The sequence below is a fragment of the Uniformispora flossi genome (genome assembly GCF_049534875.1).
Classification (GTDB): Bacteria; Actinomycetota; Actinomycetes; order Streptomycetales; family Streptomycetaceae; genus Yinghuangia; species Yinghuangia aomiensis.
This window is the reverse complement of sequence record NZ_JBMULZ010000003.1, coordinates 214608-227614: the sequence shown is the minus strand read 5'-3', so window position 1 is coordinate 227614 and position 13007 is coordinate 214608. Positions and strand designations below refer to the sequence as shown.

Sequence of the window (13007 nt, the reverse complement as noted above, 5' to 3'; positions counted from 1 at the left end):
CGGTCGGAGTCTGGGTCATGCGACACCCCTCGCTGTCGTGCTGGTTTTCCCGGTCTGTCCAGGGCAATTGGGCCGCGAACAGACCAACTGTAGGCGCGCACGTTCGAAGGTTTCTTTACTCGTGTCGCACATCACGCGGGGCGGATCCGGCATGCCGAAGGCCCGGCCGCACGGGGCGGCCGGGCCTTCGGATGGTGCCGGGTCATACGGTGTTGTGCGGGGTGGCGCGCCGGGCGCCGGGGGTCACTTGGCGATCGCCGGGCCGAAGCTCACCGAGTCGGGGGTGACCGTGACGGTGTCCTTGCCGGAGCGCAGGACGCTGCCCGCGAGGGCACCGGTGACCTGGCCGTTGCGCACCGTCTCGACGCCGTTGACGCGGACCGACACGATGCCCTCGGACTCCGAGGTCAGGCGGGCGCTGTCGCCGGGCAGGTCGTTGACCATGCGGGCGTTGGCCGAGTTGACCGTCTCCGGGTCGAACAGCACCAGGTCGGCGTGGAAGCCCTCGGTGATGCGGCCGCGCTCCTTGAGCCCGAACAGCTTCGCCGGGTCGCTGGTGAGCATCTGCACCGCGCGCTCCAGCGAGACCAGCTTGCGGCCGCGCAGCGTGTCGCCGAGGAAGCGGGTGGTGTAGGTGGCGCCGCACATGCGGTCCAGGTGCGCGCCGGCGTCCGAGCCGCCGAGGATGACGTGCTCGCTCTCCCACACCTCCTGGCGCAGGTCCCACGACGCCTGGTCGTTGTCGGTCGGCATCGGCCACAGCACGGTGCGCAGGTCGTCGGCGGCGCAGATCTCGACCAGCGCCTCGAAGTCCTCCTGGCCGCGTTCGGCGGCGATGTCCGCGACCTTGCGGCCGGACAGGCCCTTGTTGGCGTCGCTGTAGGTGTCGCCGATGACGTAGCGGCCGAAGTCCACGAGGCGGCGGAAGACGCCCGCCTCCGGGCTGTTGGCGCTGCGCAGAAGATCGGCGCGGGTCTCCGGGTCGCGCAGCTTGGCGATGCGCTCCGGGACCGGCAGCGACAGGATCTCGCCCCAGGCGCCGGGCAGCAGGTTGAGCGCGCAGTAGGTGAGGAGCGACATGTTCATCGGCACCAGCACCGGGAGGGTGAGGATGACGATCTTGCCGCCGGCCGCCGCGGCCTTCTCGGACGCGTAGATCTGGCGCGGGACGCGGTCCGGGTCAGCGGAGTCGACCGTGAGCACGTTCCAGTTCATCGGCCGGTTCGCGGTGACGGTCATCTGCGTGAGCAGGTCGATTTCGTCGTCGCTGAACTTGTCGAGGCAGCCCGCGACGATGACCTCGAGCTGGGTGCCCTCGTGGCGGCCGACCTCGGCGCAGAGCGCGATGACCTCTTCGGGGCTGGCGTGCCGGGAGGGGACGGGGTTGCCGTCGCCGTCCGTGTGGTTCGAGCGGCCGGTGGAGAAGCCGATCGCGCCGGCCTCCATGGCCTTCTTCAGCTCGGCGACCATCGCCTCGACCTGCTCGGGCGTGGCTTCCTTGCCGAAGTCGGCGCCCATGACGTAGCGGCGGATCGCGCAGTGGCCGGCCATGAAGGCGGCGTTGACGCCGATCTTGCCTTCGAGCTTGCCGAGGAACTCGGCGAAGGTCTCCCAGGACCAGTCGATGCCGTTCTCCAGGGCCGGCAGCGCCATGCCCTCGACCTTGGCCATCATGCGGCGGGTGTAGTCGGCGTCCTCGGCCTTGATGGGGGCGAGGGTGAAGCCGCAGTTGCCGCCGACGATGGTGGTCACACCGTGGTTGACGGACGGCGTGGCGTAGCCGTCCCAGTGCAGCTGGGCGTCGTAGTGCGTGTGAGGGTCGATGAACCCGGGGGCCAGGACCAGGCCGGAGGCGTCCTCGGTGGACGCGGCTTCCTCGGTGATGCTGCCGGCCGGGCCGACGGCCACGATGCGGCCGTCGCGGATCCCCACGTCACCCCGGAAGGAAGGCGCGCCCGTTCCGTCGACGACGGTTGCTCCGGTGATGAGGTGGTCGAGCATGACCGGGACTCCCTACTTCTAGGTGCCTGCGTTGCCTGTGCCGCGGGTGTTCCCCGAGGCTCGGGGCACCGCACCGCGATTTCCTGATGGTACGTCAGATTTCGGTTTTGGCGAGGGTCCGGGAACCGTGAGTTCAGCCTCACCAAGCCTTGCCTAAGTGCGCCGTGCACCCCGGAACCCGCCCGTCCGGTCGTCACGTGTCGACCGGACGGGCGGTACACGGCGCGGTGGCGGTAGTGCGTTCGGGCTACTTGTTCAGCAGCGGGGCGACCTGCGTGGAGAACGCCTCGATCTGGTCGGTCAGCTCGTTCGGGTTCCGGCTGCGGAAGCGGATCTGGATCTGGTTGGCGCCCTGGTCCCCGTACCAACGCAGCGACTCGGCGAGCTGTTCCGGGCCGCCCGCGAGGGTGTTCTTGCCGACCTCCCAGTCCGGGGTGCCGACGTACAGCGTCTCGGTGATGGCGCCGATGTCCATGGGCTCGTCGCCGCGGCCGCACTCCTCGCGCAGCCGGCGCAGCTCGGCGACCTGGACCGGGAACGTCTCGCGGGGGCTGCCCTGCGGGAGCCAGCCGTCGGCGTACTTCGCGACGCGCTTGAGCGCGGCGCCGGCCGAGCCGCCGATCCAGATCGGCGGGCGGGGGCCCTGCACGGGACGGGGGCGCTGGCCCATGTCCTGCACGTTGTAGCGCTTGCCCTCGAAGGTGGTGAACTCTTCGCGCAGCGCGAGGTCGAGCAGCTCCAGCGCCTCGTTGAGGGCGGCGCCGCGGTCCTTGAAGTCCAGGCCGAACATCTCGAACTCGGCCTCGACGTGCCCGGCGCCCGCACCGATGATCGCGCGGCCCTTCGAGATGACGTCCAGGGTCGCGAACGCCTTCGCGGTCATCATCGGGTGGCGGTACGCGAGCACGGCCACGTGGCTGACGAGGCGCACGTTGTCCGTGACGGCGGCGAGCCAGCCGAGGGTGGTCATGGTGTCCCACCACTCGGTGCCCATCATCGGGGCGTGGCTGCGCGGGATCGCGGTGTGGTCGCAGACCGCGATGTAGGCGAATCCGCCGCGGTCGCACGCGCGGGCGATGGCGGCCAGCTCGTCGGGGCCGGCGGTCTCCTCCCAGGACTCCGCGTAGAGCTTGCTCTGCGACTGGATCGGGAGCTGCATCCCGTAGTGCAGGACTCCGGGGGGCAGGATCGCGGCCATCGGGGACTCCCTCGTCTCACCTTGTGTCATCTCAAGACCGGTCACATACTCCGATCTAACGCACCGTCAGACAAGACCGATGGGGCGGCCGACGAGGGGATACGACGTGATCAACACCACCGACCCGACCATCGCACCCGGCGAGGAGCGGATGCGGCTCGACGTCGAGGACGGAATCGGCGTGCTCACCCTGTGCCGCCCCGACAAACTCAACGGCTGGAGCTGGGAGTCGTCCCGCCAGCTCGGCATCATGGCCGAGCGGATCCGCTTCGACGACGCCATCCGCGTCGTCCTGCTGCGTGCCGAGGGCCGCGCCTTCTGCGCCGGAATCGACGTCACCGCCCCCGGCGGCAACATCAGCGGCCGCTCCGGCGCCGAGCGCACCCGCAACTACTACGAGGGCCTGCGCTGGATGCACGAGCGCTTCCGCAACTTCGCCCGCCTCCCCCAGCCGGTGGTGGCCGCCGTCCAGGGCTACGCGCTCGGCTTCGGCTTCGAGCTGGCCCTGCTCGCCGACATCCGCATCGCCGCGGACAATGCGGTCTTCGCCCTTCCGGAAGCCCAGCTCGGCGTCGCCGTCGACGCGGGCGGCGACATGCGCATCGCCCGCGAGGCGGGCGCGGGCTGGGCGAAGTACCTCGCCCTGACCGGCCGCCGCATCGACGCCGCCACCGCGGAACGCCTCAACCTCGTCCAGCAGCTGGTCCCGGTCGACGACCTCGACAAGACCGCCCGGTCGATCGCCGCGGACATCGCCGCCAACGCCCCGCTCGCCGTCCAGGGCATCAAGCGCTCCGTGGACTCCTACGCCGACGCCGCCTTGGACACGGCCCTCGCCCAGACCGCCCTGACCGCGGCCGTGACGCTGGCTTCCGAGGACATCACCGAGGGCTACAGCGCCAAGGCCGCGAAGCGGTCGGCGCTGTTCGAGGGGAAGTAGCGCCACAGGAGGGCTGCGCGTGTTCTCGTCGGGCGATTAGGCTTTCCGTCCTCGCCAGGACAGCAGCGGAGAGCCTGTGGACACGACGCAGCCCCCTCCCGGCGCACCGCCGCTCCCGGATCGCTACACGGTCGTCGGTCGTCTGGCGCGCGGGGGCACGGCGGACTTGTGGCGGGCACACGACGGCGACCTCGGGCGCGAAGTCGTGGTGAAGGTGCCCACGTCGCACGAACCCGCCGACCGGGCGGCGCTCGCGCACGAAGCGCGGATGACCCGCAAGGCGCGCGGCGACGGCGTGCCGGTCGTCCACGACATCGACGTCCAGGGGCCGGTCCCCTACCTCGCCATGGAACGCATCACGGGCGAGAACCTGCATGCGGCGAGGGACGAGCAGACCGCGGAACCACCGGACCGTGCGGCCGTGCTCGGCATCGGCATCGCCAAGGCGCTGCAGAACGTGCACTTCGCCGACGTCGTGCACCGCGACATCAAGCCGGAGAACCTCGTCGTGCGTCCGGACGGCCGGATCGGCATCCTCGACTTCGGCAACGCGGTGACCCTGGGAACACCCCGGGAGCCGGAGGGGGACCGGTTCGCCACAGGGACCCCCGGCTACACCGCGCCCGAGCGTCTCATCCCCGGCAACAGCGCGGGGACGTTCCAATCGGACCTCTACGCAGTGGGCGTCATCATGCGCGACATGCTCACCGGCGAGCGCACCTTTCCGCCCACGGAGCCCCGGCGTGCCACCGTGATCCGGCAAATCGACGGCGATGTACGCCCCTTGGCCGAGATCCGCCCCGACCTGCCCAGGCCGCTGAGCACGTTGGTGGACCAGCTGATGAGCGTCAATCCGCGCGAACGCCCGCTGCACGCGGGCGAAGTCGTATCGCGTCTGGAGGGCATGCTCCCCGATCTGCGCCGTGCGGCCGAGCGCGAGGCGACGAGGGCGCGGTCGGCGAAACTCGCCGTGCAGGGCTTCACCCGCCTGGGCCGTGCACCCGCCGCCGGGAGGGACGGGACGCCGCCGGGCCCCCGCACCCACCAGCCCACGCCCGAACACGACCGCGCGCCGCCGCCGCCGAGGCGCGGAGCGGTGCGGGAGCCGCGGGACAACGGCTTCGGGTGACCCGGCCGCCGCGGGCTCCCGGACGAGCGCCGAGCCCGTCGCTCCCCTTTCCTGCCGCTTTCCTGCCGCAGCGTGCTTGGCGGAGGGCCGAGCGGCGTCGCGGTCAGCTGTAGGCCCGCAGGATCAGCAGGGCCTCCACGGTCACGATCGGCCGGGCTTCGACGCGGATGGTCGGGGACCACTGGGCCCAGCGGATCGGCCAGCCGCCGTCGTCCTCCTGCTCGGCGGCGAGGGCGGTGAGGCTCGTCGCCATTTCCTCCTCGGTGAACCAGCGGCGGGCGAGGCTTTCGGGGCGCGTGGCGTAGTCGTGGGGGTAGTGGTACTCGGCGGGGGCGTAGCCGGGCGGGATCACGGTGTCCTCCGGGTGCGCCGGGTCGAGCGGGACAAGGCCCCGGTCGCGCACGAGCTTCCCGAGGCGGGCTGCCTCCGCCTCGGCCCACACACGGCGGCCGGGGACGCCGGCCGCGACGCCGTCGAGGTAGGCGACCGCGGCGTGGACCTCGTAGGGGTGCGTCTCCCCCGTCAGCGCCTCGACCGCCGACCGGCAGAACGCGTCCGCGCCGGCGACCCACGGGTGGTCGAGCCCGGCGGCGAGCATCGGCCCGACGATCCAGCCGGTCGGCAACAGTCCCCCGGCCGGGGCATCCGGGATCTGCACCCACGGCGGGCGCGGGTACGGCCGCAGACTCGGCAGCGCGGCCGGCACCCCGCCGTCGGCCGCGGAGACCCCGGCCAGCCAGTCGCACAGCGCCGTGCCCAGCGGTCCGGCGAGCGCACCCGTCTCCGCCAGGATCGGCACCGCCGTGCGCAGGGTGGCGGGCTGCGGCGCAGGCCCCCGGACGTCGGGCTCCAGGCCGTACGCGTAGCCGCCTTCGTCCGCCCGGTAGCCCGCCAGCACCGCCAGCACGCCCTCGGGCCCGCCCTCGCCCCGGAAGTGCCAGGCGTAGCGCCGCTGCTCCAGCACCCGCCCGCTCGTCCACAGAAACCGGTCGGCCTTGGCCCGCATGTCGTCGTTCAGCTCCATGCCCCGACGCTAGGCGCCGCCCGCCCTCCGGGTCTTGAACGAATCGGACGCGTCGCCGCCGGATACGGGCCGACCGGGGGCATCGTGCCCCGAACGACGTGCGGCCCGTCTCCCGATACCTCGGGAGACGGGCCGCACACGCAAGCCGGGTCTACTGCTGCGCGGCGAATTCCTCCGCCGCCTGGGCCCGCAGTTCGAACTTCATGACCTTGCCCGTGGGGTTGCGCGGGAGCTCGGTGACGATTTCGACGTAGCGCGGGACCTTGTAGTTCGCCATCTCCTTGCGGCAGAAGTCGACGATCTCGTCCGGGGTCACGGACGCGCCGGCGCGGAGGATCAGGTAGGCCTTGCCGACCTCGCCCATGCGGGCGTCGGGGACGCCGATGACGGCGGCCTCGGACACCGCGGGGTGTCCGGCCAGGGTGGACTCGATCTCCGCCGGGTAGGCGTTGAAGCCGCCGACGATGTACATGTCCTTGATGCGGTCGGTGATCCGCAGGTTGCCCTGCTCGTCGAGGACGCCGACGTCGCCGGTGTGCAGCCAGCCGTCCGCGTCGACCGCCTTCGCGGTCTCCTCGGGGTCCTCGAAGTAGCCCTTCATGACGTTGTAGCCGCGCACCAGGACCTCGCCCGGCTCGCCCGGCGCGGTCGGCTTGCCGGACTCGTCGGCGGTGATCAGTTCGACGCCGTCGATGGCGCGGCCGGACGTCGCGGCGATGATCTCCACCGGGTCGCCCTGGCGACACATCGTCGCGGTGCCGCACGACTCGGTCAGGCCGTACGCGGTCAGCACCGTGCCGAAGCCCAGGTCCGAACTCATGCGCTTGACCAGCGAGATCGGCACCGACGCGGCCCCGGTCACGGCCAGCCGCAGCGACGACAGGTCGTACTTGCCGCGCTGTCCGGAGTCCAGGAGCGAGGTGTAGATGGTCGGCGCGCCCGGCAGCACGGAGACCTTCTCGGTCTGGATCAGCGTGCAGGTCGCGTCCACGTCGAAGACGGCCTGCGGGATCATCGTGGCGCCCTTGATGAGGCTCGCGAGGATGCCCGACTTGTAGCCGAAGGTGTGGAAGAACGGGTTGACGATCAGGTAGCGGTCGCCCTCCGCGAGGCCGACGGTGCTCGCCCACGTCTCGAAGACCCGCAGCGACTGGGCGTGCGTGGTCATGACGCCCTTGGGGCGGCCGGTGGTGCCCGAGGTGAAGATGATGTCGCCGATGTCCTCGGGGGTGATCGAGGCGGCCCGGGCGGCGGTGTCCGCGGCCGGGACGTCGGCGCCGGACGCCAGGAAGTCCGGCCACGACACACAGGTCTCGGGCGCGCTGTCGGCGAGCACGACGGCGGTGGTCAGGTCCGGCAGCGCGGCGAACGGCTGTCCGGGGCGGCCCTCGCCGGCCGACGAGCGCAGCATGGCGACGTACGACGCGCCGAGGAAGGTCCCGGAGACGAACAGCAGCTTGGCGCGGGTCTTCTCCAGCACGTACTGCGCCTCGGCGCCCTTGTACCGGGTGTTCATCGGGACGATGGTCGCGCCGGCGGCCAGCGCGCCCAGCCCGGCGACGATCCAGTCCTTCGAGTTGGGGGCCCACACCGCGACCCGGTCGCCGCGCTCGACGCCCGCGGCGACGACCGACGCCGCCGCCGCACGCACGCGGTCGCGCAGCTCGGCGAAGGTGATGCGCGCGGCTCCGTCGACGACGGCCTCGCGGTCGCCGAACCGCTCCGCCGCGCTGTCCACGAGAGCGGGGATGGTGCCCCACTCCAGATCACCCTGCATGATCGCTCCTGAGAGGTCCGATGACGAGGTACGACAGAGCCCGTCGGTGCCGTTGCTAATCTGACCTGACGGTACGTCAGATCAGGGCGGCGAGGGAAGCTGCCGACCGGGAGATCGCGACCACGCCCGCAGGACACCGCACCAAAGACCGCTTACCCGAGGGCCGCAGCAACGGAGGTTGGGCACCATGCGCAAGTTCGAGACGCTCGGATACGAACAGGCCGACGGCGTCGCCTGGGTGACCCTCAATCGGCCCGACCGGCACAACGCCGTCGACATCGTGATGATCGAGGAGCTGCACGGTCTTTGGCGTGAGCTGCGGCACGACGACGACGTGCGTGTGATCGTCCTCACCGGTTCCGGCGACAAGGCGTTCTGCACCGGTATCGACCGCTCGGTGGACATCCCCCAGCCGTCGTCCCCGTTCATGATGGACGACCCGATGCTCAAGATCGGCCCGAAGTTCTCCGACCTGTGGAAGCCGGTCATCGTCGCGGTCAACGGCATGGCCTGCGGCGGCGCGTTCTACCTGCTCGGCGAGTGCGAGTTCATCATCGCGAGCGAGAACGCCACCTTCTTCGACCCGCACACCACCTACGGCATGGTGTCCGGCTTCGAGTCGATGCACCTCGCGCAGCGCATGCCGCTCGGCGAGGTCATGCGGCTCACGCTGCTCGGCAACGCGGAGCGGATGAGCGCGCAACGCGCCTACGAGACCGGCCTGGTCTCCCAGGTCGTCCCGGCGGACGAGCTGCACGAAACGGCGAAGTGGGCGGCCGAGACCATCGCGTCCTACCCGCCGCACGGCGTCGAGGGCTCGGTGCGGTCGATCTGGGCCGCGCGCGACATGACCCGCACGCAGGCGCTCACCATGGCCCCGTCGATGATCACGCTCGGCAACCTGCCGTGGTCCGAGCAGGCGGGCCTGTTCCAGCAGCGCAGCAAGGACTACCGGGTGCGCTGAACCCCGCCCCGACGACGCGCGGCGGGGGGTGGGGCTAGCCCCACCCCGATCGGGGCGGTTCCACCATGTCGGCGGACCGCCCCGCGGCGGTTGACTCGGAGTGTGGACAGGAACGCATTCCCCGCACCGGGAGCCGCCTCGTGAGCGCATTCGTCGGAGTCGCCCAATCCGTCGGCCTGTGGCCCGTCCTGATCGTGCTCGCCGGAGCCTGGGCACTCGAAATGTGGGCCTCGGGCCGGCTGCGGCAGGCCGCCCGGCGGCGGGCGGCCGTGGGCGGCGGCACGCATCCCGCGCGCCACCGGGCCCGCGCGCACTGAGGCCGCGCGCACTGAGGCCGCGCGCACTGAGGCCGCGGCAAGCCCGCGCGCGGGCGGGTCCGCGCGCGCCGAGCCCGCCTCCGGCGGTCAGCCGGGCAGCCGCAGCGCCAAGCCGTCGAGGACGACCGCGAGGGCGTTTGCGAACTTCTCCTCCCGCTGCGCGGCCGGGTCCACCGCCAGGTCCCGCGTCCGTTCGTACGCCTCCGCCAGCACCCGGTGCCCCGCCGCCGCCTCCCGCGCGGCCGGCATCAGGCGCGCGATGAAGTCGACCTCCGGCTCCCCCGAACGCGCCACCGTGGCCAGCCACGCCGTCTCGGTCGTGGCCATGCCCACCACGTACGACAGCACCGCGTCCGTCGCGATGGCCGGGTCCGCGAAGCCCGCCTCGGCGAACAGCTCCGCAAGGCCCGCCATGTACGCCATGAGGTTCGGGCCCAGGTAGGCCAGCCCCATCTGGCCGAGCACCGACATCGTCCACGGATGCCGCAGCAGCCAGCCGCGGAACGCGTGCGCGGCCTCCTCCGCGGCGCCCCGCCAGTCCGCGTCCGCGCGCGGAATCGGCAGCTCCGCGACGATCGCGTCCACCGCCAGCTCCATCAGCTCGTCCTTCGTCGCCACGTGCCGGTAGAGCGACGTGGCGCCCGCGTTCAGCCGGGCGCCGAGCTTGCGCATGCTGAGCGCCTCGATCCCGTCCGCGTCGAGCATCGCGATCGCCTCACGGACGATCGACCCCCGGTTCAGCGCGGGCTGTTCGGCACCGGACTGCGGCCGGGCCCAGACGGACGGAAGCGGCTTCTGCTTGCTGCCGGCGGCCATGACACTCCTTCACACGCGTACACCGTTCGCGCCCAGCGTACAGGGGCGGCTTCTTGCGCACGCTGTTCCGCGCTGCGTACAGTGTGCGCGACACCGGAACAGTGTGCGCACCCGACCAGGGAGACCCGATGGAAGCCCGCAATCCCCGCCGCTGGTGGATCCTGATCGTGCTGTGCCTCAGCACCATGGTCCTGGTGGTCGACAGCATGGCGCTGACCGTCGCGGTCCCCGCGATGACCGAGGACCTCGGGGCGAGCGCGCAGCAGACCCAGTGGATCCTCGACTCCTACGTGCTGGTCTTCGCCGGCCTGCTGCTGACCTCGGGAAGCCTGGGCGACCGGTTCGGACGGCGCCGGGTGATGCTCATCGGGCTGGTGCTGTTCGGGGTGGCGTCACTGGCCGCGCTGTTCGCCGCGAACCCGGGCGAGGTGATCGCGGTCCGGGTCGCGATGGGCGTCGGCGGCGCGCTGATCATGCCCTCCACCCTGTCGATCCTGATCACCGTGTTCTACGAGGACGAGCGCCCGAAGGCGATGGCCGCGTGGAGTTCGGTGTCGATGCTCGGCCTGGTCGGCAGCCCGGTGCTCGGCGGCGTGCTCATCGACCATTTCTCGTGGCACGCGATCTTCCTGGTGAACGTCCCCGTCGTGGTGCTGGCCGTCGCCGCCGGGCTCGCGCTCATGCCGGAGTCCCGGGGCCCGTGGCAGAAGCCGGACCCGCTGGGCGCGGTGCTGTCCGCGGTGGGCATGACCGCGCTGGTCGGGTGGATCATCGAGATCCCGCAGCGGGGCGCGTTCGGCGGCACTTCGCTGCCGATCCTGGCCGCCGCGGTCGCCGGCCTGGCCGGGTTCGTGGTGTGGGAGCGCCGGACCGCGTCGCCGATGGTGCCGCTGGCGCTCTTCAAGCACCGCAACTTCAGCGGCGGTTCGCTGTCCCTGACGCTCGTGCAGATCGGCAACGGCGGACTGCTGCTGGTCCTCACCCAGTACCTGCAGTTCGTGCTGGGCTACTCGCCCGTCAAGGCCGGCATGGCGTTCCTGCCGCTCGCCGTCACCGCGCTGGCGGGCAATGTGGCGGGTGCCGGACTCGCGGCGCGGATCGGCAACCGGGTGCTGGTGCTGGTCGGCATGCTGGTGATGGCGGCCTCGTTCGCCCTGCTCTCCACCGTGGGCGCGGACAGCGGCTTCGCGGTCCCGGCGGTCGCCCTCGGCCTCCTCGGTCTGGGCGCGGGCCTCGCGATGCCCGCGGCCATCGGCGCGCTGATGGGCACCATTCCTGCGGAGAAGGCCGGGGTCGGCTCGGCGCTGAACGACACCATCCAGCAGGCGGGCACCGCGCTCGGCATCGCGATCCTCGGCTCGATGCTGGCCGGCGGCTACAAGAACGAAATGCCCTCCGAGGCGCCCGCCGAGGCCAGGCACTCGATCGGCGAAGCGCTGGCGGCGGCGAACGGCGACCAGGGCCTGGTCCACGCCGCCCGCGAAGCGTTCACCACCGCGATGTCGACCACATTCCTGGTCTCGGCGATCGGCGTGGTCGCCGCGGCACTCCTCGCGGCGGTCGTGATGCGGGACGGGAAGTCCGAGGCGGCGAAGGCCGGTTCGGCGGAACCCGCGGACGCCGAGCGGACCGTGGCCGAGGCTCGGGCGAACGTGGGCTGACGTGGGCTGACGTCGGCGGCGCAAGCACACGACCGGCGCAGAAAGGCCGGTGTCCTCAAGGACACCGGCCTTTCTGGTTGCACAACAGCGGCAGCGACCGCGACGCCGTCAGAACGTCGGCGTCAGCTGCGCCGGAGCCCCGCCCAGCAGGTCCGCGGCCACCCGGTCGCGGTGGTGGCCCGCGTCGCCCCACGCCGCGCCGAGCGCCCACGCGCGCTTCATGAACAGCTGGAGGTCGTGCTCCTCGGTGTAGCCGATCGCGCCGTGCACCTGGAGCGCGTTGCGGGCGGCCAGGTCCGCGGCCTCGCCCGCGTAGATCTTCGCCATCGACACGTCGCGCGCCGCCGACGGCAGGTCGCGGGCGAGCGAGTACGCCGCGCGCATCACGACCGGGCGGGCGAACTCCAGCTTGATCAGCACGTTCGCGAGGTGATGCTGCACCGACTGGTGGGTGCCGATGAGTACACCGCGCTGCACGCGCTGCTTGGCGTAGTCCACGGCCATGTCGAGCATGCGCTTGGTGAGGCCGAGCAGCAGCGCCGCCGCACCGAGCGCGCCGCGGTCGGCAGCCCGGGCGAGGGCCTTCGCGGCCGCGTCGCCGGACGCCACGAGGGTCTCCGGCGAAGCCGCGAACTCGACCTTGTAGAGCTTGCGGCTGCGGTCGACCGAGCGCTGCGCGGTGAGCGTGCAGTCGGCCGGGTTCAGCACGTGGATCTCGGTGACCCCGTTGTTCATGGTGCCGACGACCAGCACGTCGGCCTGCGCGGCCTCGATCGCGAACGGCTGCCCGGGCAGCAGCACCGCCGCCGTGGCCTCGCCGGAGGCGATGCGCTCCAGCCAGCCCGCGCCGGGGGCGAACTCGGCCAGCAGCCCCGCGGCCACCGCGGATTCCAGCAGCGGCTCGGGCAGCGCGGCGTAGCCGGCCGACTCCAGGACCGCGGCGAGTTCCTCGTCGGTCAGGCCGAGGCCGTCCTGCTCCTCGGGCACCACCAGGCCGGTGACGCCGATCTTGGCCAGCTCGGTCCAGCGCCCGGTGATCGCGGTGTCCGCGGCCCACGCTTCGCGGAGCTTGTCCGTGGTGCAGGCGCCTTCCAGGAAGTCGCGCACCGTCTCGCGGAACAGCTGCTGGTCTTCGGTGTATGCCAGACGCATCGTCAGTTTCCTTTGCTCGCTAGGCCCG

The 13007-nt window shown here is 71.8% G+C and carries 11 protein-coding genes; 5 read left to right on the top strand and 6 right to left on the bottom strand.

Annotation, left to right across the window (positions count from 1 at the left end; all coding sequences use genetic code 11):
- Positions 1-243: 243 nt before the first annotated feature.
- Together ACPA54_RS08185 and ACPA54_RS08180 are read right to left on the bottom strand one after the other, a co-directional pair.
- The gene (locus ACPA54_RS08185) at positions 244-2001 is read right to left on the bottom strand and encodes an N-acyl-D-amino-acid deacylase family protein (protein ID WP_423528007.1); all 1758 of its coding nucleotides are present in this window, start codon (positions 1999-2001) and stop codon (positions 244-246) included.
- Positions 2002-2248: 247 nt separating this feature from the next.
- Positions 2249-3199, bottom strand: a complete 951-nt coding sequence (locus tag ACPA54_RS08180; RefSeq protein ID WP_423528006.1) for a TIGR03619 family F420-dependent LLM class oxidoreductase — start codon at positions 3197-3199, stop codon at positions 2249-2251.
- Between the two features lie 106 nt (positions 3200-3305).
- On the opposite strand from ACPA54_RS08180, the gene ACPA54_RS08175 reads away from it, so the two are divergent.
- Positions 3306-4139 (top strand): enoyl-CoA hydratase/isomerase family protein, encoded by an 834-nt coding sequence (locus ACPA54_RS08175; RefSeq protein WP_345678496.1) that lies wholly within the window; start codon positions 3306-3308, stop codon positions 4137-4139.
- Between the two features lie 76 nt (positions 4140-4215).
- Positions 4216-5268: a serine/threonine-protein kinase gene (locus tag ACPA54_RS08170; protein WP_423528005.1), complete on the top strand. Its 1053-nt coding sequence runs from the start codon at positions 4216-4218 to the stop codon at positions 5266-5268.
- Positions 5269-5371: 103 nt separating this feature from the next.
- On the opposite strand, the gene ACPA54_RS08165 is transcribed toward ACPA54_RS08170, so the two are convergent.
- Both ACPA54_RS08165 and ACPA54_RS08160 read right to left on the bottom strand, forming a co-directional pair.
- The gene (locus tag ACPA54_RS08165; protein ID WP_423528004.1) at positions 5372-6292 is read right to left on the bottom strand and encodes a hypothetical protein; all 921 of its coding nucleotides are present in this window, start codon (positions 6290-6292) and stop codon (positions 5372-5374) included.
- A 151-nt stretch (positions 6293-6443) separates the two neighbouring features.
- A complete protein-coding gene (locus ACPA54_RS08160; RefSeq protein ID WP_423528003.1) occupies positions 6444-8069 on the bottom strand; it encodes a FadD3 family acyl-CoA ligase in 1626 nt (541 codons plus the stop codon).
- A gap of 187 nt (positions 8070-8256) precedes the next feature.
- On the opposite strand from ACPA54_RS08160, the gene ACPA54_RS08155 reads away from it, so the two are divergent.
- Positions 8257-9033 carry an enoyl-CoA hydratase/isomerase family protein gene (locus ACPA54_RS08155; RefSeq protein WP_345678500.1) on the top strand — a complete coding sequence of 259 codons (777 nt, stop codon included), beginning with the start codon at positions 8257-8259 and terminating at the stop codon, positions 9031-9033.
- Positions 9034-9173: 140 nt separating this feature from the next.
- Positions 9174-9350, top strand: a complete 177-nt coding sequence (locus tag ACPA54_RS08150) for a hypothetical protein (protein ID WP_423528002.1) — start codon at positions 9174-9176, stop codon at positions 9348-9350.
- Positions 9351-9437: 87 nt separating this feature from the next.
- Here the strand turns inward: ACPA54_RS08150 and ACPA54_RS08145 are convergent, their stop codons facing one another.
- Positions 9438-10166, bottom strand: coding sequence for a TetR/AcrR family transcriptional regulator C-terminal domain-containing protein (locus ACPA54_RS08145; protein ID WP_423528001.1), 729 nt, complete (start codon positions 10164-10166; stop codon positions 9438-9440).
- A 128-nt stretch (positions 10167-10294) separates the two neighbouring features.
- Between ACPA54_RS08145 and ACPA54_RS08140 the strand changes: the two genes are divergently transcribed.
- Positions 10295-11827, top strand: a complete 1533-nt coding sequence (locus ACPA54_RS08140) for an MFS transporter (RefSeq protein ID WP_423528000.1) — start codon at positions 10295-10297, stop codon at positions 11825-11827.
- 108 nt (positions 11828-11935) lie between these two features.
- Here ACPA54_RS08140 and ACPA54_RS08135 read toward each other — a convergent pair whose 3' ends face one another.
- Entirely contained in the window at positions 11936-12979 is a 1044-nt protein-coding gene (locus ACPA54_RS08135; RefSeq protein WP_423527999.1) for an acyl-CoA dehydrogenase family protein, read from the bottom strand.
- Positions 12980-13007: the final 28 nt, after the last annotated feature.

What these genes read in the sequence shown, in the direction of transcription:
- ACPA54_RS08180 (WP_423528006.1), bottom strand. Translation starts at nt 3,199, where the DNA reads ATGGCCGCGATCCTGCCCCCCGGAGTCCTGCACTACGGGATGCAGCTC.
- ACPA54_RS08155 (WP_345678500.1), top strand. Translation starts at nt 8,257, where the DNA reads ATGCGCAAGTTCGAGACGCTCGGATACGAACAGGCCGACGGCGTCGCC.
- ACPA54_RS08185 (WP_423528007.1), bottom strand. Translation starts at nt 2,001, where the DNA reads ATGCTCGACCACCTCATCACCGGAGCAACCGTCGTCGACGGAACGGGC.
- ACPA54_RS08140 (WP_423528000.1), top strand. Translation starts at nt 10,295, where the DNA reads ATGGAAGCCCGCAATCCCCGCCGCTGGTGGATCCTGATCGTGCTGTGC.
- ACPA54_RS08165 (WP_423528004.1), bottom strand. Translation starts at nt 6,292, where the DNA reads ATGGAGCTGAACGACGACATGCGGGCCAAGGCCGACCGGTTTCTGTGG.
- ACPA54_RS08160 (WP_423528003.1), bottom strand. Translation starts at nt 8,069, where the DNA reads ATGCAGGGTGATCTGGAGTGGGGCACCATCCCCGCTCTCGTGGACAGC.
- ACPA54_RS08135 (WP_423527999.1), bottom strand. Translation starts at nt 12,979, where the DNA reads ATGCGTCTGGCATACACCGAAGACCAGCAGCTGTTCCGCGAGACGGTG.
- ACPA54_RS08145 (WP_423528001.1), bottom strand. Translation starts at nt 10,166, where the DNA reads ATGGCCGCCGGCAGCAAGCAGAAGCCGCTTCCGTCCGTCTGGGCCCGG.